The organism is Nocardia implantans, assembly GCF_035544775.1.
In the GTDB taxonomy this organism is placed as follows: domain Bacteria; phylum Actinomycetota; class Actinomycetes; order Mycobacteriales; family Mycobacteriaceae; genus Nocardia; species Nocardia implantans.
Genome location: NZ_JAYKYQ010000013.1, coordinates 104,821 through 130,231, shown reverse-complemented (window position 1 = coordinate 130,231; position 25,411 = coordinate 104,821). Strand labels below are relative to the sequence as shown.

22 protein-coding genes are annotated in these 25,411 nt (G+C 71.1%); 9 read left to right on the top strand and 13 right to left on the bottom strand.

The window, feature by feature from the left end:
* The first annotated feature begins 10 nt into the window (after positions 1-10).
* A complete protein-coding gene (locus tag U3653_RS27475; RefSeq protein WP_195082080.1) occupies positions 11-1,189 on the top strand; it encodes an alanine racemase in 1,179 nt (392 codons plus the stop codon).
* On the opposite strand, the gene U3653_RS27470 is transcribed toward U3653_RS27475, so the two are convergent.
* Both U3653_RS27470 and U3653_RS27465 read right to left on the bottom strand, forming a co-directional pair.
* Positions 1,159-4,521, bottom strand: coding sequence for an AAA domain-containing protein (locus U3653_RS27470; RefSeq protein WP_323124378.1), 3,363 nt, complete (start codon positions 4,519-4,521; stop codon positions 1,159-1,161). The two genes, U3653_RS27475 and U3653_RS27470, sit on opposite strands and share 31 nt — an antisense overlap.
* 116 nt (positions 4,522-4,637) lie before the next feature.
* A complete protein-coding gene (locus tag U3653_RS27465; RefSeq protein ID WP_195082078.1) occupies positions 4,638-6,428 on the bottom strand; it encodes a DEAD/DEAH box helicase in 1,791 nt (596 codons plus the stop codon).
* Positions 6,429-6,490: 62 nt separating this feature from the next.
* Between U3653_RS27465 and U3653_RS27460 the strand changes: the two genes are divergently transcribed.
* Both U3653_RS27460 and U3653_RS27455 read left to right on the top strand, forming a co-directional pair.
* Positions 6,491-7,345, top strand: a complete 855-nt coding sequence (locus tag U3653_RS27460; RefSeq protein ID WP_195082077.1) for a carbon-nitrogen hydrolase family protein — start codon at positions 6,491-6,493, stop codon at positions 7,343-7,345.
* Positions 7,346-7,357: 12 nt separating this feature from the next.
* Positions 7,358-7,981: a phosphoribosyltransferase gene (locus U3653_RS27455; protein WP_195082076.1), complete on the top strand. Its 624-nt coding sequence runs from the start codon at positions 7,358-7,360 to the stop codon at positions 7,979-7,981.
* Here U3653_RS27455 and U3653_RS27450 read toward each other — a convergent pair whose 3' ends face one another.
* The 5 genes from U3653_RS27450 to U3653_RS27430 form a co-directional block, all read right to left on the bottom strand.
* Positions 7,982-8,506, bottom strand: coding sequence for a gamma carbonic anhydrase family protein (locus tag U3653_RS27450; protein WP_195082075.1), 525 nt, complete (start codon positions 8,504-8,506; stop codon positions 7,982-7,984).
* Positions 8,507-8,642: 136 nt separating this feature from the next.
* Positions 8,643-9,464 carry an ESX secretion-associated protein EspG gene (locus tag U3653_RS27445; RefSeq protein ID WP_323124379.1) on the bottom strand — a complete coding sequence of 274 codons (822 nt, stop codon included), beginning with the start codon at positions 9,462-9,464 and terminating at the stop codon, positions 8,643-8,645.
* Positions 9,446-10,759, bottom strand: coding sequence for a WXG100 family type VII secretion target (locus tag U3653_RS27440; protein ID WP_195082074.1), 1,314 nt, complete (start codon positions 10,757-10,759; stop codon positions 9,446-9,448). Before U3653_RS27440 ends, U3653_RS27445 begins: the two co-directional genes overlap by 19 nt.
* Positions 10,752-11,186 carry a hypothetical protein gene (locus tag U3653_RS27435; RefSeq protein WP_323124380.1) on the bottom strand — a complete coding sequence of 145 codons (435 nt, stop codon included), beginning with the start codon at positions 11,184-11,186 and terminating at the stop codon, positions 10,752-10,754. Before U3653_RS27435 ends, U3653_RS27440 begins: the two co-directional genes overlap by 8 nt.
* A 34-nt stretch (positions 11,187-11,220) precedes the next feature.
* On the bottom strand, positions 11,221-11,931 hold the full coding sequence (locus U3653_RS27430; protein WP_195082073.1) for an alpha/beta hydrolase: 711 nt from the start codon (positions 11,929-11,931) through the stop codon (positions 11,221-11,223).
* A 30-nt stretch (positions 11,932-11,961) separates the two neighbouring features.
* Between U3653_RS27430 and U3653_RS27425 the strand changes: the two genes are divergently transcribed.
* Positions 11,962-12,951, top strand: coding sequence for an SMP-30/gluconolactonase/LRE family protein (locus U3653_RS27425; RefSeq protein WP_195082072.1), 990 nt, complete (start codon positions 11,962-11,964; stop codon positions 12,949-12,951).
* A gap of 267 nt (positions 12,952-13,218) precedes the next feature.
* On the opposite strand, the gene U3653_RS27420 is transcribed toward U3653_RS27425, so the two are convergent.
* Entirely contained in the window at positions 13,219-14,190 is a 972-nt protein-coding gene (locus U3653_RS27420) for a helix-turn-helix transcriptional regulator (protein ID WP_195082071.1), read from the bottom strand.
* Positions 14,191-14,288: 98 nt separating this feature from the next.
* Here U3653_RS27420 and U3653_RS27415 point away from each other — a divergent pair, with 98 nt between their 5' ends.
* Positions 14,289-15,428 (top strand): epoxide hydrolase family protein, encoded by a 1,140-nt coding sequence (locus tag U3653_RS27415; protein WP_195082070.1) that lies wholly within the window; start codon positions 14,289-14,291, stop codon positions 15,426-15,428.
* A 7-nt stretch (positions 15,429-15,435) separates the two neighbouring features.
* On the opposite strand, the gene U3653_RS27410 is transcribed toward U3653_RS27415, so the two are convergent.
* Entirely contained in the window at positions 15,436-16,146 is a 711-nt protein-coding gene (locus U3653_RS27410; protein WP_195082069.1) for a hypothetical protein, read from the bottom strand.
* Positions 16,147-16,350: 204 nt separating this feature from the next.
* Here U3653_RS27410 and U3653_RS27405 point away from each other — a divergent pair, with 204 nt between their 5' ends.
* Both U3653_RS27405 and U3653_RS27400 read left to right on the top strand, forming a co-directional pair.
* Positions 16,351-17,523 (top strand): acyl-CoA dehydrogenase family protein, encoded by a 1,173-nt coding sequence (locus tag U3653_RS27405; protein ID WP_195082068.1) that lies wholly within the window; start codon positions 16,351-16,353, stop codon positions 17,521-17,523.
* A 9-nt stretch (positions 17,524-17,532) separates the two neighbouring features.
* Positions 17,533-18,657 (top strand): acyl-CoA dehydrogenase family protein, encoded by a 1,125-nt coding sequence (locus U3653_RS27400; RefSeq protein ID WP_195082067.1) that lies wholly within the window; start codon positions 17,533-17,535, stop codon positions 18,655-18,657.
* Positions 18,658-18,696: 39 nt separating this feature from the next.
* Here the strand turns inward: U3653_RS27400 and U3653_RS27395 are convergent, their stop codons facing one another.
* On the bottom strand, positions 18,697-19,125 hold the full coding sequence (locus U3653_RS27395; RefSeq protein WP_195082066.1) for a hypothetical protein: 429 nt from the start codon (positions 19,123-19,125) through the stop codon (positions 18,697-18,699).
* A 349-nt stretch (positions 19,126-19,474) separates the two neighbouring features.
* Here U3653_RS27395 and U3653_RS27390 point away from each other — a divergent pair, with 349 nt between their 5' ends.
* Both U3653_RS27390 and U3653_RS27385 read left to right on the top strand, forming a co-directional pair.
* Positions 19,475-19,699: a hypothetical protein gene (locus U3653_RS27390; RefSeq protein ID WP_195082158.1), complete on the top strand. Its 225-nt coding sequence runs from the start codon at positions 19,475-19,477 to the stop codon at positions 19,697-19,699.
* A gap of 90 nt (positions 19,700-19,789) precedes the next feature.
* On the top strand, positions 19,790-20,620 hold the full coding sequence (locus U3653_RS27385) for a GNAT family N-acetyltransferase (RefSeq protein WP_195082065.1): 831 nt from the start codon (positions 19,790-19,792) through the stop codon (positions 20,618-20,620).
* Positions 20,621-20,644: 24 nt separating this feature from the next.
* Here the strand turns inward: U3653_RS27385 and U3653_RS27380 are convergent, their stop codons facing one another.
* From U3653_RS27380 to U3653_RS27370, 3 genes are all read right to left on the bottom strand, one after another.
* Positions 20,645-22,231 carry a serine/threonine-protein kinase gene (locus U3653_RS27380; RefSeq protein ID WP_195082064.1) on the bottom strand — a complete coding sequence of 529 codons (1,587 nt, stop codon included), beginning with the start codon at positions 22,229-22,231 and terminating at the stop codon, positions 20,645-20,647.
* Between the two features lie 3 nt (positions 22,232-22,234).
* Positions 22,235-24,043, bottom strand: coding sequence for a serine/threonine-protein kinase (locus U3653_RS27375; RefSeq protein ID WP_195082063.1), 1,809 nt, complete (start codon positions 24,041-24,043; stop codon positions 22,235-22,237).
* Between the two features lie 125 nt (positions 24,044-24,168).
* Entirely contained in the window at positions 24,169-25,311 is a 1,143-nt protein-coding gene (locus U3653_RS27370) for a serine/threonine-protein kinase (RefSeq protein WP_323124381.1), read from the bottom strand.
* Positions 25,312-25,411 lie beyond the last annotated feature (100 nt).

The window sequence follows — 25,411 nt, the reverse complement described above, 5'->3', positions numbered from 1 at the left end:
AGTTGTCCTGGTGACCGAGACGTCGCCGATCGCGGGGCTGCACGCGGCCACCGCCGAACTCGACCCGCCGCTGGCCGCCATCGACCTGTCCACCCTGCGCGCGAACGCCGCCGACCTGGTGCGGCGAGCCGGTGGCACGCCGGTGCGGGTGGCCGGCAAATCCGTGCGCTGCCGCGCCGTGCTCGCCGAAGTCCTCGGCGCCGATCTCACCGCGGCGGGCGGCTTCGCGGGCATCATGTCCTACTCGCTGCGCGAGGCGCTGTGGCTCGTGCGCCACGGCGCGCGCGATGTGCTGCTCGGCTATCCGAGCGTGGATCGCGCCGCGCTGGCCGAACTGGCGGCCGACGACACCGCGCTGCGCTCGATCACGCTGATGATCGACGACACCGCGCAACTCGACCTGATCCGCGCCGCCGTCGGCTCCGACCTGGTGCGGCCACGGGTCTGCCTCGACGTGGACGCCTCCCTGCGGATCGGTCCGCTGCATCTGGGTGTGCGACGTTCTCCGGTTCGCACGCCGCGACAGGCGGCCGAGCTCGCGGGCGAGGCGCGGCGGCGTGGCTTCGACGTGGTCGGCGTGATGACCTATGAGGCGCAGATCGCGGGGCTGCCGGACGCGAACGTCGCGGTGCGCTTGGTGAAGCGGGCCTCCGCGGCGGAGATCCGCAAGCGCCGGGCCGAGGTCTTGGACGCGGTCCGGTCTGTGGTCGGCGCGCTCGAGATCGTCAACAGCGGCGGCAGCGGATCCATCGAGGTCAGCGTCGCCGATCCGGACGTCACCGAGGTGACCGCCGGATCCGGGCTGTACGTGCCGACGCTGTTCGACGACTACCGGTCGTTCGAGCCGAGACCGTCGCTGTATTTCGCCCTGCCCGTGCTGCGCAGGCCCGCGTCCGGCATCGCCACCGTCTTCGCGGGCGGCTACATCGCCTCCGGTCCGGCCGGGCGGTCGCGAGTGCCGAAACCGGTGTGGCCGCGCGGATTGAAACTGCTCGGCACCGAGGGGGCGGGCGAAGTGCAGACGCCGCTGTCGGGCGCAGCGGAACTGCGGATCGGGGACCGGGTGTGGTTCCGGCACGCGAAAGCCGGTGAATTGTGCGAGCGGTTCGACACCGTGCACTTGGTCGACGAGGACGGCTCCCGCGTCGGCGTGCCGACCTATCGGGGCGAGGGCGTCTGCTTCGGCTGACCCGCGCCGGTCAGCCGCAGGAACGCGCCCAGATCGGCGAGTTCGTCGGGGTTCGCGGGCAGATATTCGGTGAGCAGCGGTGAGCGGATGACGATCGCCTTCCACATGGCGCGGCACAGCGCGTGGATCAGGCCGCGCGACAGCAGCGACGGCATGCCGTAGGGGGCGTCGGCGGGGGAAGAGGTGGTCATGGACAGCAGCACCACCGCCGCCTCCCGGCCGCGGAAGCGATCCGGCGTGCCCACCAGGACGTCCTCGATCTTGGCGCGGGCCAGCAGCGTCCGGATGCGTGCTACCTGAGCGGCGTACGGAGCGACCACGAAGATGTCGTGGGGGTGCATCCGGCGTGTGGTCGCGCCGCTGGTCCACGACCTGCCGAGCAGCGCGCGGACGCGGCGCACCACTTCGCGCGCCTCCGCCGGTGACTCGGTGGCGTTGCCGTAGTGGTCCACCAGGACGGTCTCCACGCCGGGGTCCTCGCCGTGCAGTTGCCGGGCCAGGGTGACGGTTTCGTTGGCGCGCAGGCGGCCGTCGTAGTACAGGCGGGAGACCGGTTCGCACACCGCCGGGTGCATCCGCCAAGTGCGGTCAAGGAAGTAGCCGCGCTCGGTGGGTAACGTCTGGCGTCCGTCGGCCAGCCAGCCAAGCACCGATTCGCCGACCGGGGCCGGATGGGCGCCGCGCGCGGCCGACGCCACGGGATCGCCGAGCAGCAGCAGATTGCGCGCGCACCCGGCGACGGACACGGTCTCGGCCAGCGGGAAGCGGCCCGCGTCGGCGATCACGAGCAGGTCGAGGCCGGCGCGGGGCACCGACTCCTCGTTCGCGAAATCGGCCGGTTCGCCGCCGAGCACGCAGCCGCTGATCGCGTTGTCCAGGAAACGCCGAGAGCGGGCGGGGTCGATCACCACCCACTCCGGCGCGACGGACGCCGCGTCCTTCTTGGCGACCAGCTCCGGCAGTACGCCCGCCCGCACCACCGCGTCGAGCAGGTTCTCCACGGCGGCGGGCGTTTGCGCGACGATGCCGATCCGCCACTTGTTCCGAGTGATCAGCCGCTCCAGCACCCTGGCCACGGTCGCCGTCTTCCCGGTGCCCGACGGACCCTGCACCGCGACGTAGGAATGGTCGAGAGCGCACAGCGCGGCGGTGATCGCAGCGGCGTAGTCGCCGTGCACCTCGGGCAACCTGGCGTCACCCCGCAGCCGGGGCCTGCGGCGCGCGAGGACGTCGAACACGGCCGTGCGCGGAGTGTCGGGCAAGGTCATCAGCAATTCCTGGGCAGCGAGTTCGATCGCCAGTTCGGCGTTCTCGTCCCAGGCCGGGAGACCGGGCGCGATCGCGGACGGCAGTTCGTCGTAGGGTTCGCAACCCTCGGGCAGCGATTCCTCCAGGCGGACCGCGTCGTCGAATTCGGTGTCCACCGAGCAGCCGAGCACCGTCGCCGTCGCGGTGGCCCGCCGCCCCGCGTCGGTGACCATGCCGTCCGGCATCGGCTGTTCGTAGAAGGTGTAGACAGCGGTGCCGGGGGTGAGCGCGCTCGGGCCAGGGGCGCCGCTGGGACCGGTGCCGATCCGTCCGGTCAGGGTGAGATAGCGCCGCATCGCCGGGCGGTCGGGGCGGCGATGCCATTTGGTGTCGACGGTGCCCCAGTCGGCGACCAGCACGCCCGGCGCGTCCGCCCATTCCTCCACCGGGTGAGTGAGCCGGTCGGCGTGCGCCCACCACAGCGGCTGCCGCTCGCGGCGGTGATAGCCGAGCGTCGCGGCCATCAGCGCGGCGGGATGCAGCGGATCACCTTGCGCGGCGGCGTATTCCGCGAGCGCGGCCTCCAGCGAGGACGGTCGCGACGCCGGTGGCGAAGGGTCGCCGGTGGCGCGCCGCGCGGCCGGTGTCCCGGTCCGGGTGGCGACACGTTGTTCGGCCGCGCGATCGAGCAACCAGTCGCGCAACCGCAGCACCGTCCGGCAATCATGTTCGTCGGCCGCGCCGGGTCCCGGCAGCAGGCGGCGCAGCCCGTCGAGCCGGTAGGAGGACTCCCCGACGAGCAACGCGCCGCGGACGATCGGATACAGATCGACCAGCACGCCCTCGCGCAGTAGCTCGTCCACCAGTTCCTCGTTGACGCCGTGCCGCCCGGTGCAGCGCAGCAACGCCGTCCGCACCGCCGAGGAGTAGTGGTAGACGTGCAGATCGGGGTCGATCCGGCGGCGTTGGGTCAGGTAATCCAGCACCTGCTCGAGCACGCGGCGTTCGGCGGTCGCGGCACGGCCGGGTTCACTCGAACCGATCGGGCCGCGCAGCGAGAGACGCACGGCGTCGGGGCCGCCGACCTCGACGACGAGCGGGGTGCGCCCGCCGCCCGCGATGGTGAGCGACAGATCGCCGGGGGAGGGCGCGGGCAGCGCCGCGAGCACGGTCGCGTCGAGCACCGCGTAGGTCGGCTCGCCCGAAACTTCGCGCCGCAGCTGGATTGCCGCCTGGTGGCGCAGCGCGGAGACAGTGCGCGGCGGCACGCCGGGAACCGTGATCTCGGTGGTGGCCAGCCGATCGATGGTGTTCACTCCCGCCTCGCGCAGCCGGGCGCGGGCGGCGGGCCGCATGCCGGCCACCAGCAGCAGGTCACGCGCGGCGAAGAGGGCGTCGGCGCAGGTGCGGCAGCGGCCGCAGGCCAGGTAGCGGGGATCGCCCCACTGCACGGGCAGCAGTTCGCCCAGCTTCTCGTCCACGATGCGGTCCACCCGGTCCCTGCGCGCCCGGTACAGCGGGAGCAGTTCGCTCAGCGCCCGGGCGCTGCTCTGCGCGCCGAGATGCAGCCGGACCAGCGGCGCGGTGAGCGCGCCCGAGTGGTCCAGCGCCTCGGCGCAGGCGGCGAGTTCCAGCGCGGCGGCCACCCGGTCGGCGGTCGTGGGCGCGATGCCGTGCACGGTGTAGCGGACCCGATGTTCGGCCCGCACCAGAAAGTCGGCGGAGCAATGGAATCGGCCGTCGAAGAAGGTCGCGCCGTGCACCACGTGTGCGCCGGAGCGCAAGGCGGCGACCGTGTCGGCGTGCGCGGCGGTCAGTGCCGCGACGAGGCGGCTCGGATCGCCCGATTCGTCCGGCGGCCGGTCGATCTCGACCACCGCGCCGCCGAACCGCGCGCGGTAGTCGTCGAGCAGGCGCCGCCGGACGTCATCGGTTCCAGAGGCGGGCTCGTATCCGGATGCGGTGCCACCGGGGCCGGCCGGGATGGTGCCGAGTTCGGTGTCGAGGGCGCGCAGCAGGGCGAACTCGCAGTGCGCCGCGCGGACGAGATCGACGGCGGTGCAGACGACACGATCACCGAACACGAACAAACGCGGCCCTCCTGTGTCTTCGCGGGACACCCGCTGCCGGCGTGCGCCGAATTACACACGGACCGCAACACTGTAGCTAGCGCGCCTGACCTCGGCCTACCCTGCCCGGCTCAGGAACGCGGCTTACGGCGCTCGGGCCGCTTGCCGCCCTCGCGCTCGCGACGCTGGCCGCGGCTGAACGCGCGATGCTGCGGCGCACCCTGATCCAGTTGCAGCTGGATGAGCACACCACTGATCCGCGTGCGCCGCAACGCTTCCAGCGTTTCCTCCGGCAGTTGCGCGGGCAGTTCCACCAGGCTGTGGTCGGGGCGGATGCTGATGTGCCCGAAGTCGCTGCGGCGCAGGCCGCCTTCGTTGGCGATGGCGCCGACGATCGCGCCGGGCACCACGCGATGCCGTTTGCCGACGCTGATGCGATAGGTCGCCAGCTCGGTCCCGGTGGCGCGGTGGTGCGTGCCACCCTGCCGCTCCTCGTCGAAACGCCGGACGGGCCGCTCGCGCGGCGTGCGGTCGCGCTGCGGGCGCTCCACCGGCTCCGGCTCGGGCTCCATGAAGAAGTTGTCGCCGTCGTAGGAGCCCACCGCCAGCGCCGCGGCGATGTCGGCCAGCGGAATGTTGTGCTCGCGCTCGTAATCCTCGATCAGCTTGCGGAACAGCGGCAGGTTCGACGAGGTGAGGTTCTCGGTGATGGCGTCGCCGAACTTGCTGACGCGCTGGGCGTTGACGTCCTCCACGCTGGGCAGCTGCATCTCGGTGAGCGGGTGCCGGGTGGCCCGCTCGATCGATTTGAGCAGATGCCGCTCGCGCGGTGCGACGAACAGCAGCGCCTCGCCGCTGCGCCCGGCCCGTCCGGTGCGGCCGATGCGGTGCACATAGGACTCGGTGTCGTGCGGGATGTCGTAGTTGACCACGTGCGAGATGCGGTCGACGTCCAGCCCGCGCGCGGCCACGTCGGTGGCGACCAGGATGTCCAGCGCGCCGGACTTGAGCTGTCCGATGGTGCGCTCGCGCTGGTTCTGCGCGATGTCGCCGTTGATCGCCGCGGCGGAGAACCCTCTGGCGCGCAGCTTCTCGGCGAGTTCCTCGGTGGCCTGCTTGGTGCGGACGAAGATGATCATCGCCTCGAACGACTCGACCTCGAGCACCCTGGTGAGCGCGTCCAGCTTGCGCTGGTGCGATACCAGCACCCAGCGCTGGGTGATGTTGGTGGCCGTCGAAGTCTTCGCCTTGACCGTGATCTCCACCGGATCGTGCAGGTACTGCTTGGAGATCTTGCGGATCGCGGCGGGCATGGTCGCGGAGAACAGCGCCACCTGCTTGTCCGACGGAGTGTCGGCGAGGATGCGCTCGACGTCCTCCTGGAAGCCCATCTTCAGCATCTCGTCGGCCTCGTCGAGCACCAGATACTGCAGCTGCGACAGGTCGAGCGTGCCCTTCTCCAGGTGATCGATCACCCGGCCCGGCGTGCCGACCACCACGTGCGCGCCGCGGCGCAAGCCCGACAGCTGCACGCCGTAGCTCTGCCCACCGTAGATGGGCAGTACGTGCAGGCCGGGAATGTGCGCGGCGTAGCGGCCGAACGCCTCGGCGACCTGGATCGCGAGCTCACGGGTCGGCGCGAGCACGAGGGCGCGCGGGGTGCGACCGGTGGCTTCGAGCCCCATCAGGATCGGGATGGCGAAGGCCGCCGTCTTGCCGGTACCGGTCTGCGCGAGACCGACGACGTCGGCGCCGGAGAGCAGCGGAGGAATCGTCGCGGCCTGGATAGGCGACGGCGATTCGTAACCGACGTCGGCGATGGCCGCGAGGATGCGGTCATCGATCCCCAGATCGGCGAAAGACGGGCCGTCGGTGTCCCTGTCGTTGTCGCCAGAAACGCTGTCGACCTGATTGGTGCTCATTGACCAGGAGTTTACTGCCTCGTACTGGTCGTCCCGGCCACCGCCCCAATACGGTGAGACCTATGCAACTGGACAACTCGCCCGCGCATCGCGATGTGACGCCGGATCAGCTGGACGTTGCGGTCGTCCAGTTCGCCCCGTCGACCGACCCCGCGCGCAACCTCGCCATGGTCCGCGACCATGTGCGAACGGCCGGTGAGCGGGGCGCGCGCGTGGTCGTCGCACCGGAGTACTCGATGTTCGCCGTGACCCGGCTCGACGAGCGGGTCGTCGCCGTCGCCGAGCCGCTGACCGGCCCGTTCGTCACCGGCCTCGGCGCGATCGCCCGCGAGTTCGGCGTGTTCCTGGTCGCCGGAACCGTGGAACAGATCGCGCCCGGCGGCGACCGCATCCGCAACACCTTGGTCGTGCTCGGCCCCGACGGCTCCCTCGTCACCCGGTACCGCAAGGTCCACCTCTACGACGCCTTCGGCCACCTCGAATCGGACGTGGTCGAGCCGGGCGTGCTCGAGGCGCCCGCCACCTTCACCGTCGGCGATGTGACATTCGGCATGCAGACCTGTTTCGATCTGCGCTTCCCGGAAGGCGTGCGCCGGGTCGCCGCCGCGGGCGCGCAGGTGCTGCTGCTGCCCGCCCAGTGGATCCCCGGACCGGGCAAGGTCGACCAGTGGACCACGCTGGTGCGGGCGCGGGCGATCGAGAACACGATCTACGTCGCGGCCGCCGACCAAGCCGCTCCCCGGGGCGCGGGCGCGTCGATGATCGTGGATCCCGCCGGTGCGGTGCTCACCGAACTCGGCGACGAGCCGGGCGTGCTGACCGCGGGCATCGACCTGGCGTATCTGAGCAAGGTGCGCACCACCAACCCCAGTCTCGCGTTGCGCCGATTCGCGATCACCGAGCGCACACCGGAGTAGCGTTCGGAATCGATGGTCTACTCCGATCGGACCTCGGCGGGGCACGCGCTGGGTGCGCATCTGGAACACCTACGCGCGGCGGACCCGCTGGTGCTCGGACTGCCCCGCGGTGGAGTCCCGGTGGCCGCCGCTGTCCGCGACGTGATCGGCGGTGACCTCGACATCCTGCTGGTCCGCAAGCTGGGCGTGCCGTGGCAGCCCGAGCTGGCCCTGGGGGCCATCGGCGAGGACGGTGTCCGGGTGCTGAATCAGGACGTGCTGGCGCACACCGGGATAACGCCGAAGAAGGTGGACTCGATCGAGGCGCGGGAGCGCGCCGAACTGGAGCGGCGCAGGCAGGTGCTGCGCGGCGCGGCGCGGCCGATTCCGCTGACGGAGCGCACGGTGGTGATCGTCGACGACGGCATGGCGACCGGCGCCACGGTGGTGGCGGCCTGCCGGGTCGCGCGCTTGCACCGGCCCGCGCGCGTCGTGGCCGCCGTCCCCGTTTCCTCGACGGAGGCGATGCGCCGGGTCGCCGACGAGGCCGACGAGGCGGTCTGCCCGTGGGTGCCACGCTCGCTCGGCGGCGTCGGCGGCGCCTACCGCGATTTCCACCAGCTCGAGGACGCGGAGGTCACCGCGCTGCTGTGCTGATCAGATCTCGCTGATGCCCTTGCGGTGGCGTTGCGCGAGTTCGGCGTAGAAGCCCGGGTTGAGCTGGACCCACATCTGCGCCTGGGTGCCTTCGATCGGCCGCTTCACCTCGGCGGGGGATCCGGCGGCGAGCACGCCGTCGGGGATCTCCGCGCCGGGCGGCACCAGCGAGTGCGCGGCGATCATGCTGCCCGCCCCGATCTTCGCCAGGTCCAGCACCGTGGTCCCGTTGCCCACGATGGCCTCGGCGCCGACGGCCGCGCCGTGGAACACCACGCTGTGCGCGATCGTCGCGCCGGGGCCGATCTCCATCGGCACGTCCGGCGGCACGTGCAGCACCGCGTTGTCCTGGATGTTGGCGCGTTCCCGGATGACGATCGGCGCCAAGTCCGCGCGCAACACCGCGCCGTACCAGATCGAGGCGCCCGCCTCGACCCGGACATCGCCGATCAGAGTCGCCGTCGGCGCGACGAACGCCGTCGGATCGACCTGCGGCCGTTTGCCTTCGAATTCGTAGAGTGGCACTCGTACACCGTAAATGGTTCGCTCGCCCCGACCTGGAGCGGTATGCGGCGCGGCTCGGCGGCGAATCCGATGTCGGCCGAGGTGACGCTGCCCCGTACGTCGTCGCCGGCCGACTCGCATCGGGCCTGCGAATGGTTCAGTGCGCGGCGTACGCCGTAGAGGTGCGCGCGGCCGCTGCCACCAGCGGTCGGAGCTGGGCGGCGAGACGTTCCGCGGTGACCGCGACGACGTCGACGTCCGTTCCGGTGCGCACCGCGTACCGGCCGTCGGCGACTACGTCGATCCAGCACAGCACGCCGAACGGGCGCAGCTCGCCCGCGCCGCGGCGGGCGGAGACGACCATCTGGCCGATGCCTTCGCGCGGCTGCCGCAGCAGCCTGCGGATCCGGGACGGAGTGGATGGACCGGCGACCGGAACGGTGACCAGGTTGCGGCTGTCCTCGCCGACCTGGGACAGGGGAGCGGTCAGGCGCGGGAGCGTGCCGGGGGCGTTCTCCGGGAGCATCGAGACGATCCGCGGGCACAAGGTCTTCGAGCTGCCCGCGAACAACCGCACGTCGCCGCCGCGATCGGGTGTCGCGCCGGAGCGCTGCGCGGCGACCACCGCGACGTTCCCGGCGGCGGCGCCGAGGATACGGATCGGCCGGGGTTGCGGCCCGCTGCCCGTCGCAGGCGATCCGCCTTTGTCCCGCGGCGCCGGGTCGGGCGCGTCACGCTGACCGAACACCTCGACCCGCAGGTCCGGTTGGGCGAGGATGCGCAGCGCGGCTTCCAGATCGGCGTCGAGCACCTGATCACACCAGCGATCGAGCGCGGGAAGCTGGGCGGTGCGTTCCGCGGTGTCGCGTGCCGACAGGCGCACGGCGAGTGGATAGGGAATGCGATCCCCGTCGGTGCGTGACCAGGCCAGCGCGAACTGGTCCGGGGTCAGCGTCCAGTTCACTCGTACTCGGTCCATTCGCCGAGCACGGGCGGCGTGGTCGGATCGAGCGACCCGATCAGTTCACCGCCGTCGTCGGAGGGCTCGAGGAAGGTGGGGAGATCGTCGAGGTCGAACTCGTCGTCCTCGTCGTCGATCGGCGCCAACCGTGCGCTCGCGGCGTTCGCGGCCACGCTCGAACCCGAGCGCGGGGTGTCGGCGGCGGCCACCGCACCGCCCATCAGGCCGCCCACCGCTCCGGCGCCGAGACCGGTGACCGCCGCGTCGGAGCCGTCGTCGTTCTTGCGCCGCTCGTCGCGCTTGCGCTGTTCCTCGGGCGGAACCTGGCCGCCGACTCCGGGCACGGCGGGCACCGTCACGGGCTCGCTCGTCACCGAGGCGGGCGCGGTGGCCGGACCCGGAGCGCCGGCAGCGGGCGCGGTGGGGAGAACGGAGGCAGCCGCGACCGTCGGGAGCGCCGCCGTCGCGGCGGATACGAGTCTTGGTGCATTCGGAGCCGGTGCGACGTCCGCGACCGTGGCGGCGGTGGTGGTCGGCGCGGCAGCGGCGGCGGGGGACGTGGCGGGTGCCTCGGAGCTGGGCGTCGGATCGGCAGGCGTCGCGAGGACGCCGTGCTCCACCGCGTGGATCGGCTTGGGCGCGTATGTCCCGGACGAAGTGGACGGGGCTTCCGAGGCGACCGGGATGGTTCCGGCGATCTTGCTTGTCGGTGTGGCGGTGGGCGCCGGGGCGGCCGGTTGGTCCGATTCGTCGGGGAAGGCGGGCACATCGGTGCCGGTCCGCGCGAAGACTCCCGCGTAGATGTCGTTCATCGCGCGCACGACGTCCTGGCGGGCGTGCTCGCTCGCCTTCTGCCCCTCGACATTGCTGGTCGCCCGGGACGGATCCAGCAGCGCCGCTCCCAGATCCGGTGCGCCGGTGGGCGGTTCGTTCACCGCGGCGCGCAGCGCCTCCGCCGCGTCGCTCGCCTGCCCGAGGCGCTGGGAGACGACCGCGAACACGTCGGCCAGATCTTGTCCGCCCTGCTCGAACACGCGCACCACCGCGTCCGCGCTCTTGGCCGCCGAGCCGCGCCAGCCGTCGGCGATGGCCGCGCGAATCTCGGCGTGCGCCTGGAAGACGGCGTCGGCGAGGTTCGCCGCCGCGTCGCTCCATGCTTGCCGTCCGCCCGCGAGCACGGCCGGGTTCAGCAACTGGACCTTGGCGTGGATCTCGTCGTGGGTGAGGTTGTCGAACACTTCGACGTTCGGGGCGTACGCGGGGTCGGTGCGCCGGTGGGTGGCCCGCTCGCCCGCGCGCGGCATCTCACGCATGCGCGGCTCCCGTCGCGTCGATCCGTTCGACCGCCCGCGCGAGCGCCTCGTCGGCCTGCCGGTAGACGGCGGCCGCGGCGCGGAAAGTCTGGGCGAGCTCTCGTGCGGCGGCGGCGTAGTCGCGCAGCCGGGCGATCGCGCCGTCGGCCTTGCGCTCGAAACCGGCGCGCAGCGCGTCACCGGAGGCGAACCCACCGAAGCCGGGCAGTGCGGTGGCGGCACTGAGGACGCTGATCTGCTCCTCGACCCGATCGGCGAGCAACTCGTACTGGCGCGCGCACCGTTCGTGCGCGCCGTCGGCGACCAGCAGGCTGTCGATCCAGAGCGATCCGTCGTCGACCGCACGGTTCAGCGCGGCGATGTCGACGCCGGGGGCGGTGACCTCCGCGGGCGGCTCTCCGCCGTACCCGTTCTCCTGCGATGGCATCTGCGCCGTCCCCCTTCCTCGTCCGAAGTGCGGTTCACGGGTGTCGTGCCAACCCCACGACGACACCCTGCATCCAATCCGCGATGTCGGCAGTGACCCGCGCGTGCACCGGCTCGTGCAGCAGGTCGTGCCCGGCGTCGATGTACTCACGTAAATGTACCGATTCGTGGCGGCTAGTCCAGACCCTGATCGCATCGATCGGCGCGCGCCGATCGTCGACGCCGTGCACGGCGAGTACCGGAAGACCCTGCGGCAGCGGCGTTCCCGGCGCGCCCGGCGCACCGCCGCCAAGCGCGCGTTTCGGAACGCCCGAAAGCACCAGTCCCGCCAACGTTTCCGGGGGCAGGGCGGGACGCAGCGGATAGTTCCGTTCCAGCGCCGCCGGACTCGTCGCGCCTGCCTGCTGCGGCACCGCTGCCCCGAGCATGCCCAGCGCGGTCACCGCGCCGAGCGAGTGGCCCATCAGGATCAGGGGCCGGTCGCCGCGTGCTAGTTCGACCAGCCGCGTCGCGTCCGCCACCAGTTCGGCCAGCGTGCCGGGCTTCTCCGGATCGCCCTCGCTCAACCCGTGCCCGGCGGTGTCGAGGGCCCACACCTCACCGGCGGGGTGCAGGGCGCGCGCGAAGCGGTGGTAGTGGCCGCTGTGCTGGCCGATACCGGGCAACAGGACCACGGTGTAGCGGGGGTGTTCGATCGGCCACCGCCGATAGTGCATCCGGCCGCGGGCGCCGTCGAAAAATGGCATCCACCGATAGTGCCAAAGATCGTGACGCGCATGGGACCGCGCGATTCCGCGCCGGAAACGGCTAAGATCCGCGACGACTCCTACCGACCCGAGCCCGAGGTGCCCGCGTTGCGAACTCTCCGCCGTCGAGGCGTCTTCCTCTCGTCCGCCGCCGCGCTCGCCCTCACCGGGGTGTTCGCGCCGAGCGCGGGCGCCGCGCCGCCGATCGCCGCTTGCGACCCCGCCGGCGCGGTCACGGCCGTCGCGGCACAGACGCCGGTGCTCGACTGGGCGGAGAACCTGGGCTACGACGCGCAGGGCAACCTGTGGGTCTCGCGGCTCTACCGCAACGAGGTGCAGCGCTACGACGCCGCGGGCGCGCTCACCGCGACCGTTCCGGTGGAATTCCCCGGCGCGGTCCGGCTCGGCCCCGACGGACTGCTGTATGTCGTCTACGGCGACGCGCCGGTCAGCGTCATCCGTCCCGGCGGCGTGGTCCGGTTCGATCCGGCGGCGGCCGTGCCGCAGCCGGAGGTCTTCGTCTCCGGCCTCACCATGCCCAACGGCGCGGCGTTCGACCCGAACGGCAACCTGTACGTCGCGGGCCTTTCCGGTGTGGTGAAGGTCCGTCCCGACGCATCCGTCGACACCGCGTGGAGCGCGCCGTCGGCCGGACTGGCCGCCAACGGCGCGGTCGTGCACGACGGCGTGCTCTACGTGACCGCCAACGGCGGCCCGCTCGGCCGTGTCATCCGCATCCCGCTCGACGCGCCCGCGTCCCGCAGCACCGTCGCCGACCTGTCCGCGCGGCTGGCGGGCCTGCCGGATTTCGCCGACGACCTCTTGGCCGATCCGAGCGGCATCCTCTACGTCACCACCCTCACCGGCCAATTGGTCCGCGTCGATCCCGCCACCGGCGCCACCTGCACCGTGCTCAACGGCCAGCCGCTCACCGCGGTGGCCGACGTCCCCGGCCGTCCCGGAGAAGTGATCGCCAGTACGGAATCCGGGGCTCTGCTTCGAATCAATCTTTCCCGCTGAGTCCGAGCCGCGGGCCGGGCTAGAACTTCGCGCGGGCAGTATTCGCTGCGGTCGTCCGACTGCTCCGCGTGCTGTCGCTACTCCAGGCGCCATGAACGGCCCGGCAGCGAATCGGGCGAACGGTGGCCCAGCGCCGGGGGTGTGCCGCACGAGTAGGTTCAGGCGCTGCCGCGCGATCCTCAGCGCGCTGACACGTTTTCTCCGGTTCAAGAAACACGGCCCGGCGCGTATAACCAGTGCCGTCACCGGGGTAGCGGCGCGTCGAGGTCATCGGGGTGCGTTGCGGGTTGCCCGCTCGGCGCGACCGGCGATGGTGCGCAGGTGGGCGATGAGTTCCGGGGGCTCGTGGACTTCGAAGTCCGCTTCCAGCGCGAGGAGCCGGTGGGCCAGCCATTCCGGCGCGTCGTCGCGCAGGGCATCGATCCGGCAGGTGTCGGCGTCGATCGCGACGACATCGCCGGGGTCATCGCCCAGCCGTCCCGTCACCTGGTCGGCGGAAGCGTGGATGGTCACGCGGAGCCGGAAGGACGGTGTGCCCCAGTCGGCGCGGCGGCCCGCGACGTAGGCGGCGGCATCGGCGGCGGGCAGTGGGCGCGGGGTGAAGCGGGCGGCGGTGGGCTGCGGACGGTCGATCCGGTCGACGCGGTAGACGCGCCAGGCGGCCCGGTCGAGGTCGTAGCCGACCAGATACCAGCGCCGCCGCGCAGGCACGAGGCCGATCGGCTCGGTGTTGCGCTTGGTCTCGGCGCCCGCCTCGTCGCGGTAGGCGAAACGCACTCGCTCCCGGTTGGTCACGGCCGCCGCGAGCGTGGCGAGCACGTCGGGATCGGCGGCCGGTCCGCCGGCGGCGGGCGGGGTCAGCGCGGCGGCGAGAACCCGCACTCTGCGCCGCAGCTTCGCGGGCAGCACCTGCTCGACTTTGGCCAGCGCACGCACCGACGCCTCCTCGATCCCCGCCACAGCGGACCCGGCGGCGGCTCGCAACCCGACCGCTATGGCGACGGCCTCGTCGTCCTCGACCAGTAGCGGCGGCATCGCCGTGCCCGCCGCAAGACGGTAACCGCCCGTCGCGCCGAGCGTGGCCGTCACCGGATAGCCGAGTTCGCGCAGCCGATCGATGTCGCGGCGCACCGTGCGGTCGGTGACGCCGAGTCGTTCGGCCAATTCGCTGCCCGGCCATTCCCGGGGTGTCTGGAGTAGCGACAGCAGGCGCAGCAGTCGGGCGGGAGCGTCGTTCACGACTTCAGAGGATGCCGTAAATCTAGGACTTGTTCGGTCCTAGTTGTTTCCTAACGTCGTCGCCGTACCGCAGCACCGACCGCCGAGGAGGCATACCGATGACCACCGCCATCCGCCCGTTCCGCATCGAGGTCCCGCAAACCGACCTGGACGACCTGCACGAGCGGCTCGCCCGCACGCGCTGGGCCGCCCAACTGCCCGGCGCCGGTTGGGATCGCGGCGTGCCGGTCGACTATCTGCGCGAGCTGGCCGATTACTGGCGCACCGGGTTCGACTGGCGGGCACGTGAGGCGGCGCTCAACGAGTTCCCGCAGTTCAAGACGCGCATCGACGGGCTCGACGTGCACTTCCTGCATGTGCGCTCGCCGGAGCCGGACGCGATGCCGCTGATCCTCACCCACGGCTGGCCGAACACCTTCGCCGAATTCGCGCAGACCATCGGCCCGCTGGCCGATCCCCGCGCGCACGGACTGGATCCCGCGCAGGCGTTCCACGTCGTGGTGCCCTCGGTGCCGGGTTTCGGCTTCTCCGATGGGCCGCGCGAGCTCGGCATGACACCGGCGAAAGTGGCCGCGATGTGGCTGACGCTGCTGGATCGGCTCGGCTACCGGCGCTTCGGCGCGCAGGGCGGCGATCTCGGCGCCTACGTCACGCCCGAACTCGCCGTCGCCGCGCCGGACCGGGTGATCGGCGTGCACCTCGACGGCGGGATCGGAATGCCCACCGAGGCGGACGTGCCCACCATGACGCCGGACGAGCGCGCCGAGTGGGATCTCATGCAGCGATGGATGACCGGTGGGGTGAACCACCACGTCCTGCTGCACGCCGCACCGCAGACCTTCGCCCATGCGTGGACCGACTCCCCGGTGGGTCTGCTCGCCTGGCTGATGCAGAAGTTCACCGAGTTCGCCCCGCTCGCCGACCGGGTGGAGGACGTGATCGATCGCGACCAGTTGCTGACCAACGTCAGCCTGTACTGGTTCACCGGCACCGCGGCCTCGTCGTCATGGCCGATGTACAACGGCCTCGGTGACGGCGGATTCACCTGGCCGAAGGGACAGAAAGCGGTGCCGACCGGCACCTACGGCGGCGGCTCCGCGCTGATGCGGCGGCTCGCCGAACGGGACAACACGATCGTGCACTGGCCGGAGGGCAACACCGGCAACCACTTCATCGCGATGGAACACCCGGACGCGCACGTCGCCGACATCCGCGCGTTCTTCGCCGCCGTCCGGTAGGCAGCGCCTACGGCGTCGGGGTGGGCTCGCCGCCGGAGCCGCTCGGCGCGGGCTGGGCCGGGGCGGGAGCCGGGGCCGAAGGCGGCGGAGCCGGGTTGTCCGGGACCGTGAACAGACCCACGGTGGGAGTCATCACGCAGTGGGCGAACGGGTAGTCGATGATGCCCCACATCGAGGCGAGCACCGTGCCGGGCCCGCTTCTGACCGTCTTGGACAGCGTCGGCATGCGGTACTCGGTCAGGTCGTCGAGCGGGTCGATGCCGCTGGCGCCGGTGTTCACGTTCACCCAGGCGACGACGAGCCCGGAGGCAAGGGGTGCGCCGGAGTGCGAGGGGGTGGCGCTGAACCGCAGCTCGCCGGGGGCGACGTTCAGGTCGCGGCCGTTGCCCGTCCCTTCGGTCGTCGCGGCGGCGATGATCGTGGTGATCGGCCCGTTGCTGCCGCAGCCGAAGGTGGGCGCGGCGTAGGAGAACGGGGTGAACACGCTGGACACCTCGCGCAGGTGCGCGGCGCCGATCAGGCCCGCGTAGCGGGTGAGCGCGGCGACGCCATCCTGGGCGGACGGGTCGGCGCCCGCGATCTCGGTGAGATGGGCCAAGCCGATGTCCACCGGGTCCCGGGGCTGCTCGGCGGTGGCGGGCGCGCAGAAGGTGAGGACCGCGCCGATGCCGAGGGATGCCGCGGCGGCCGCGGCGCGTGCGATGGTCCTGCCGTTCACTCGTTCTCCTCGATACCGAACCCTGTGGGCACCCGGCCCACCTGCAGCAACGTACCAGCTCGCCGCGGTCGCCGTCCCGGGGAGCGGCGCGGAAGACGCCGCAGCAGGCGACGCTGATGTCCCTTCCTTGTGATCCACTCGACAATGGAGGACTACCGGGGGGTAGGTTTGACTCGGACGTACGAGACACGCAGGGAGATGCGTATGAAACTATCCTTGTCCCCCGACGACGTCGCCTTCCGCGACGAACTGCGCAAGTTCTATCGGACCGAGATCCCGGCCGACATCCGTGAGCGCGTCCGGGACGGCCGTGAGCTGTCCCGCGACGACATCGTCACCGCGCACAAGATCCTCAACGACCACGGCCTCGCGGTGCCCAACTGGCCCGTGGAGTGGGGCGGCAAGGATTGGACGCCGATGCAGCGCCACATCTGGCAGGACGAGATGCAGCTGGCCTCGGTGCCGGAGCCGCTGACGTTCAACGCGCAGATGGTCGGCCCGGTGATCGCCCACTTCGGCTCGCAGGAGCTGAAGGAGCGTTTCCTGCCGCCCACCGCGGCGCTGGACATCTGGTGGTGCCAGGGCTTCTCCGAGCCGGACGCGGGTTCGGATCTGGCGTCGCTGCGCACCACGGCGGTCCGCGACGGTGATTCCTACATCGTCAACGGCCAGAAGATCTGGACCACGCTGGCCCAGTACGCCGACTGGATCTTCTGCCTGGTGCGCACCGACCCGAGCGCGGCGAAGAAGCAGGCGGGTATCTCCTTCCTGCTGTTCGACGTGAAGTCGCCCGGCGTCACCATCCGCCCGATCAAGCTGATCGACGGCGGGTACGAGGTGAACGAGGTCTTCTTCGAGAACGTGCGGGTCCCCGCCGACCAGCTCGTCGGCCAGGAGAACATGGGCTGGACCTACGCGAAGTTCCTGCTCGGCAACGAGCGCACCGGCATCACCGGTGTCGGTCGCACCAAGGTCAAGCTCGGCGTCGCGAAGCAGTACGCGGCGAAGACCAAGTCGGGCAACGGCACCCTGCTGGAGGACCCGATCTTCGCGGCGCGGATCGCCGAACTGGAGAACGAGCTGCTCGCGCTGGAGCTCACCCAGCTGCGGGTGGTCTCCAATTCCACCGACGGCAAGCCGAATCCGGCCTCTTCGGTGCTGAAGCTGCGCGGTTCGGAACTCCAGCAGGCCGCCACCGAGCTGCTGCTGGACATCGCCGGGCCGGACGCCATCCCGGTGGGCGCCGACGACATCGCCTCGCCCGGCTGGGCGCAGCGCAGCGGCCCGTCCTACCTGAATTACCGCAAGACAACCATCTACGGAGGCTCCAGCGAGGTGCAGCGCACCATCATCGCCTCCACGATCCTCGGATTGTGAGGCGCCACCATGGATTTCGATCTCACCGATGAACAGGTCATGCTCCGCGACACGGTCCGTGACCTGCTCGCCCGCAACTACGACGCCGAATCACGGCTGAAGGTGGTCGACTCCGAACTGGGCTGGAGCCGCGACGTGTGGCGCCAGCTCGCCGAACTGGGCGTGCTCGGCCTGAGCTTCGCCGAGGAGGACGGTGGCGTCGGCGCAGGTCCCGTGGAGACCATGGTCGTACTCGAGGAAGTGGGCCGCAGGCTCGCGCCGGAGCCGATCCTGGACGCGGTGCTGGTCCCCGGTGGCCTGGTCGCCGCGGCGGGCAGCGCCGAACAGCGGCAGCGGATCCTGCCCGAGGTGGCCTCGGGCGCGAAGCTGCTCGCCTTCGCCCATGCCGAGCCCGGGGTGCGCTGGCCAGCGGCCGAGTTGGCGACCACCGCGACGGCGCAGGGCGGTTCGTACACGCTGACCGGTGTGAAGAACCCAGTCGCGCACGGCGACAGCGCCGACGAGCTGGTGGTCAGCGCCGCGCTGCCCGAGGGCGGGGTCGGCCTGTTCCTGGTCGCGCCGGACGCCGCGGGTGTGGTCCGCAAGTCCTACCGCACGGTGGACGGCCAGCGCGGCGCGCAGCTGGAGCTGACCGACGCGCCCGCCGAGCGGCTCGGCGAAGCGGACGCGACCGGGGCGATCGAGTCGGTGCTCACCCACGCGCAGGCGAGCCTGTGCGCGGAGTCGGTCGGCGCGATGGAGGAAGCGTTGCGGCTGACCACCGACTACCTCAAGCAGCGCAAGCAGTTCGGCGTCACGCTGTCGAAGTTCCAGACGCTCACCCAGCGCGCGGCCAACATGTACGTCTCGCTGGAGCTGGCGCGCAGCATGAGCCTGTACGCCACGGCGTCGCTGGCCGACGGGGCCGGCGATCCGGTGATCGCGTCGCGCGCACGGCTGCAGGTCGGCCGCGCGGCCAGGCACATCGGGCAGGAGGCGATCCAGATGCACGGCGGCATCGGCGTCACCGCGGAGTACCCGGTGAGCCATTACGTGGCCCGGCTGACCGCGATCGAACGCACCCTCGGCAGCGGGCTCGAGCACCTGCGGGTGCTCAGCTCGCGGGTCGGCGAATACGAGCTGCCCGAACTGTGAGAAGTGGCGCGGTGGTGCGTGCCTGCGCACCACCGCGTCTCACTGGTCGTCCCCCGGCCCGCTCCGCAGTTGCGTGGGCGCCTCGTCCGTCGAGTCGCTGCTCGGCGCTCGCGCCGCGGTCGGCCTCGGCTCATCCGGCGGCGACGGCTGTGTGGTGTCCTCGTGCGGATTCCCCGGGGACGGCTCGGCGGTGGTGCTGCTCATGAACCCCGCGAACGGGGTCGGGCGCCGCTGGTCGGCCGGTGCGATCCGCCAGGTGGGCGACGGCGGGATGACGACCTTGGGGGTGGTCGAGCCGGTGGTGTCCTCGTGGACAACGGGTTCGGCGTACTCGCCCGCCTTGAGCGGTGGGGGCGGCACGTAGGTGTCCTGTCGACCGACGCCGCAGGCGCCGATCAGGACGAGTCCGATGGAAACCGCTCCCGCGGCGATCGCCGGACCGGCGATCTTGGCCCTGCTGCTCTCCAACGGTGACGCTCCTCGTGTGTATCGAGTGGACTCACCTTACTCGAGGCCGGTCGGTCGGGCGAGGCGAGTGGGTCGCTGGGGATACGCCGGACGGCGTATTTAAAACAGTTCTGATTCAGATATCGAATTGGTCTCTTCGGCGTGTCGTGGGCACGTGTCGCTATCTTCCGGCGTCCCGGAGTCGTAGCGTGTGTGAGCAAAGTTACGCGTGAGACGCCGGTTCAAGGATGAGAGACACGTTGTGTGAGAACGTGATAGTGGTTCTCTGACCGGCGTCATCGAGGAGTAGATGATGGGAGCTTACTCGACAGCGTCGCGGCGTGGTTCGTCCCGCGCCGCAGAAGATGGCGTGTCGGCAACGGCACAGCATCTCGCGTCGAACCAGCAGGGCCGTTCGCTGTCCACGATCGTGTCGCGGACGCTCGCCTGGCTGATCTTCATCGGCGGACTCGTCGGGGCGGTGCTCGGCATCGCGGGCCTGCACGTCGAAATCACAGTCGCCGGACTCATTCTCGCCTGCACCGCGGGACTGGTTCTGCTCAAACTCCGCGAGGGTGGCGGCGAAGCGGACTGACCGGAAACCGGCCGGTCGCCTGCCGACCGGCTCGGCGTCGAGCGTGAGAAATCAAGGCGCGCAACAGTTCAGGCGCCTACCGTGATCTGTATGAGGATCGAGATCACCACCGACGCCGCCGAGTTCCGCTCGGTCGCGGGGGCGTTCCTGCTCCGCGATCCGCTGCGGCACACCGTGCTCACCACGAGCGTCGCCAACCATGTCACGGGCCTGGATGCCCCGGCCGAGGCATCGCGTTTTCTCTCCGTCCACGGCGAGGACGCCGCGGTGATCGGCGCGGCCATGCGCGTGGCGGGCCGCGACGTGTATCTCGGCGCGCTACCGCCGGACGGGATTCCCGCGGTGGCGCGCGCGCTGGCCGAGGTGGTGCCCGAGAACTCGGGCGTCGAGGGCGTGGTCGCGGACGCCGCCGCTTTCGCCGAGCAGTGGCAGGGTCTGCTCGGGAAGGGCTTTCGCGAGTCCTACCGCGCTCGGCTGCACCGGCTCGGCGCGCTGCGCCTCCCGGACGTGGCCGGAGCGCCGCGCCGCGCCCAAGCCTCCGACGTCGCGCTGTGCGTGGACTGGATGGCGGCCATGGAGCAGGAGTCGGGCGCGGGGCCCCGGCTGGACGAGGCCGCGATCCGGCGCCGGGTGGAGGCCGGCCGCTGGTGGTTGTGGGAACGCGAGGGAGAGCCGGTCAGCCTTGCCGCGCATCAGATTCCGATCCAGGGTTGGTCGCGGATCGGGCCGGTGTACACCCCGCCGGACGCGCGCGGGCACGGTTACGCCTCCGCGGTGACCGCGCACGTCGCGCAGCTGCTGCGAACCGAGAACCTGGACGTGTGCCTGTTCGCCGACCCCGCCAACGCCACGGCCAACCGGATCTACCGAGCGATCGGTTTCCACCCGACCCACGAGTTCGCCCACTACGTGTTCGAATAACCGGCGCCGCTCCCCAGGGGGAACTCAATTCAGCGGCGCGGATTTCCACCAATCCATGAACTCGGCTTCGGTGGCGATGAATCCGGCGCTGTACATCAGCATCGCCGCCCGGCTCGGGTCTGCGGGGAAGGCGGTGACCATTCGCGGGCGCAGGTTCCGGCTGTCGTGCAGGGTGTAGTTGGTGTAACTGCGTCCGCTGTCGTTGGCGGCGGTCGCGCGATCGTTGGCCGGTAAGGCGGCGAGTACAGCCTGCGTGTCGTCGGGGGAGCCGTACAGGTAGAAGTCGAAGGACGCCTTGTTCGGCCCGCCGAAGCAGCTCCACATCATTACCCAAGGGCCGAAATCGGGATCGTCGTGGTCGCGCGTCGTCGCGTCGTCCGGCCCGTGGGCGAAACAACCGGCCTTGTTGTATCCGGTGCCGGAATGCACCAGGCGCTCGGGGGAGGTCTCCGGCAGCATGCCGGGGAACGCGGCGCTCAGCTCCGCCGCGCGTGCGCCGATCGTGGCCCGGTCCGTGGTGGCCGCGCCGCTCGTCGTCGGGCGCTTGGTGGTCGGCGGCGTGGTGGCGTCGGTGCGCTGCGCTGGCACCGTGGTTGCCGGTGCGGCGGAACCGGACGGGGTGTCGCGGAACGAGGCCGCGACGAGCACACCCACCACGCCGAGCGCCATCAGCAGACCGATCCCGGCGCCGATCGAGGCTCTCCGCCGGGGACGCCGTGCCTTACCCGGCGCGAGGACCAGGGGATCCGCGTGGATCGCGGGCGTGGGCCACGGGGCGGCGGGTGCGGCCAGCGCCTGCCATGCGGCGGCCGCGAACTCGGCGCACGAGTCGAACCGATCGGCCGGACGCTTGGCCATCGCCTTGGCCAGCACGCCGTCCAGCGCGTGCGGCAAGCCGGGCCGCAGCCTGCTGACCTCGGGCGGCGGCGCGTTCAGATGCCCCTGGATCACCGCGACCGGATTGGTGGCGTCGAACGGCACCGTGCCGGTCAGCAGCCGGAACAGCGTGCAGGCCAGCGAATACTGGTCGGCGCGGTGATCCAGTGGTGCGCCGGACAGCTGCTCCGGCGCGGCGTAGGCCAGGGTGGCGGTGAAGGCGCCGGTCTGGGTGAGCCGTCCGGTGTCGTCCCGGAACCGAGCTATGCCGAAGTCGGACAGGAACACCCGCTCCTGATCCCCTTCGACGCGCTCGAGCAGGATGTTCGCCGGTTTCACGTCGCGGTGCAGCACCCCTCGGCCGTGCGCGAAGTCCAGCGCCTCGGCTGTCTCGGCGATGATCCGCACCGCTCGCTGCGGCGGCAGCGCCCATGCCTCCAGCGCGGCGGCGTCGATGCCGTCGATGTAGCGCATGCAGATCCACGGCTGGTCACCCTCGACGCCGCGGTCGAACACCGTGACGATGTTCGGGTGATCCAGTCGCGCGACGAGGTCGGCCTCCCGCTCGAAACGGACGCGGGACTCGGTGTCGTCGAACAGGTCCGGGTTCAACAGCTTCATCGCGGTCAACCGGGGCAGCCGCGGATGCCGGGCCAGGTACACCGATCCCATTCCGCCGCGGCCGAGCAGGCGCTCGATGGTGTATCCCGCGAAGACCTCGCCGGTATTCGGCATCGGTCAGTTCAGCGGAGCCGAGCGCCACCAGCGCAGCAGCTCGTCGACGGTGGTGTGGGAGAAGCCGTCGGTGTACATCAGGTACTGGGTCCGATCGGGGTCGCCGGTGAACGCGGTGACCATCTTGGCGCCGTCGTCGACGTACTTGTAGTTGGTGTAGGACTTTCCGCCGTTGGTGTCGGTGGATTTGGCGGCCGACGAGGGCAGGCCCTTCAACACCGCCTGGACGTCGGCCGGGGTCTTGTAGACGTAGATGCGGTAGTACGGATCCTCGTTGTTGCCGCCCTTGAAGCAGCGCCACTGCGCGGCCCAGTCGCCGAAGTCCGGTTCGCCCTTCGACGGTGACGGCGGCGAACTCGGCGAGGCCAGCCAGCACTCGGCGCCGTTGTATCCGACCTCCTCGGTCTTGGAGGCGGGCACCATGCGCGGGAACTCCGCGCTGACCGACTCGGGGGTCGCGTCCACCAGATTCGGCTTCACCGCCGAAGTGGTCGTCGTGCCCGCGTTGTTCGAGCCCGAATCGGAGACGGCGCCGATGATGCCGAGCACCACCACGATCAGCACGACCACACCCACCACCAAACCGATGATCAGGCCGGTGTTCTTCTTGGGCGGCGGCGCGGCCGAGGGATGGACGTGCGCGCCGTGCGGCGGGGCGAAGGTGGAGAAGCCGGTCTGCTGCTGGGGAAACGGGTTGGCGGCCGTCGGCTGCGGCGCGGGACCGGTGTGCGGGCGCGAGTTCACCACCGGCGCGGGCGGCGGAGTCGCCGGCGACGCCGAGGCGAGCGCGTTCGGTCCGCTGGTCTGCGGCGTGTGCACCTGGTGGCCGGGGCCGCTGACGTAATGGCCTTGCGCAGCCGGATATGGGGAACCCGTGGTCGGAATATGCGGCCCGGTCGCCGGGCGCGGCCCCGCCGTCGGGTGCTGCGGGCCGGTCGCCGGGCGGGGACCGCCCACCACCGGCATCGACGGCACGCTGGAACCGGTCAGCGCCTGTGCGGCGGCCGCGGCGAATTCCGCGCAACTGCCGTACCTGTCGTCGGGGCGCTTGGCCATCGCCTTGGCCAGCACGCCGTCCAGCGCGAAGGGCAGGCCCGGCCGGACGCTGCTCAGCGCGGGCGGCGTGCCCTGCAGATGGCCCTGGATGACCGCGGCGGGGTTCGTCGCGGAGAACGGGCCGGTGCCGGTGAACAGCCAGAACAGCGAGCAGGCCAGCGAATACTGGTCGGAACGGTGATCGAGCGACGCGCCGGTGAGCTGTTCGGGCGAGGCGTAGGCCAGCGTCGCGGTGAAAGTGCCGGTCTGGGTGAGATGACCGGTGTCGTCGCGCAGCCGCGCGATGCCGAAGTCGGTGAGATACACCCGTTCACCGCGACCGGCGGTGGAGCGGGCCAGCAAGATGTTCGCGGGTTTCACGTCGCGGTGCAGCACCCCGTTGCCGTGCGCGTAGTCCAGCGCGTCGGCGGTCTCCTTGATGATCTGTACCGCGCGCTGCGGCGGCAGCGACTTCGGTTCCACCGAGGCGGCGTCGATACCGTCGACGTACTGCATCGAGATCCACAGCTGCTCGTCCTCGAGCCCGCGGTCGTAGACCGTGACGATGTTCGGGTGATCGAGCTGGGCGACCAGATCCGCCTCCCGTTCGAACCGCGCCCGCACCTCCTTGTCGAAGAACATCTCCCGATTCAGCAGCTTCAGCGCGGTCATCCGCGGCAGCCGCGGATGTTTCGCCAGATAGACCGAGCCCATGCCACCGCGGCCGAGTTGCCGCTCGATGACATAGCCGGCGAAAACGTCACCGCTGGCCAGCATGACTGCTCCACTTCCCGCCGCCCGCCGGGACCCACCGGCGAACAGGCGTACAGCAAAAGAACGCGTGGCCGGAGATGGGCCCGACCACGGAAAACATCGAAACCATAGCAGTAGTCGCGCCTTGCCTATCGCTCGTCGAGCGTGGTGGCGCGCGGGCGATCGACGCGGGCCGCGCCGTCCGGCGGAGGCCGTGGGTCCGGAGGTTGCTGGTGCGGTCGCACCGCCGAGCCCGGGCGCATGGGAAGGTTGGGCAATTCGATCAGGCCGGGATGCGCCGGGCGGCGCGGCGGCAGAAAACTCGGGCGCGGTGTGGACGGCCGAGGGGTTCCCTGCGGGATCGGCCGGTGCTGCGGCGCGGCCGGGGCCGTGCGGTACGCAGGCGCGGTCGGGTATCCGTCGGAGTGGATGCCGTGCGGCGCGGTCCGAGGCGCAGCATGTTCGGCGAGGGCGTGTTTCGCCGCGGTGGCGAATTCGGCGCAACTGGCGAATCGGTCCTCGGGCCGCTTGGCCATGGCTCGAGCCAGCACCGGATCCAGCGCGGGCGGCAGGCCGGGACGTGCACGGCTGAGCATCGGGATCGGCGCGTACAGATGGCTGTTCACCACCGCCGCCGGGTTGGCTCCCGGATACGGCGGCGCCCCGGTGAGCATCCAGAACAGCGTGCACGCCAGCGAGTACTGGTCGGCGCGGTCGTCCAGCGGCCTGCCGATCAATTGCTCCGGGGCGCCGAAGGCGAGTGTCGCGGTGATCGTGCCGGACGAGCCGATCGTGCTCTCCGCGCCCCGGATGCCCGCGATCCCGAAATCGGTGAGCAGCACCCGTTCCGGTTGCCCGATCGGCGCCTTGGCCAGCAGGATGTTGGCCGGTTTCACGTCGCGGTGCAGCACCTGGTTCGCGTGCGCGAAGTCCAGCGCCGCCGCGGTGTCGGCCACGATCTGCACCGCGCGCCACGGAGCGAGCACATCGACGTCGGCGCAGGAGGCGTCCGCGCCCGGCACGTACTGCATCGAGATCCACAACTGCTGGTCCTCGGCGCCGCGATCGAACACCGTGACGATGTTCGGGTGATCGAGGCGCGCCACCAGATCGGCCTCGCGTTCGAAGCGGCGGCGGATGTCGGTGTCGGCGTAGAGTTCGCGTTTGAGCAGCTTCAGTGCCGTCAGGCGGGGCAGCCGAGGATGCCGGGCCAGGTACACCGTGCCCATACCGCCATGGCCGAGGACGCGTTTGACGACGTAGCCCGCGAAGATCTCGCCGGTCTGCAACACCGTTACACCCCCTTGTCGAGTCGAGCGCGCGGACACTATCCATGTATCTCGATGAGCCATCGCGATGCAACAGTCGCGGCGCGACGTCGATTGTCGTCGG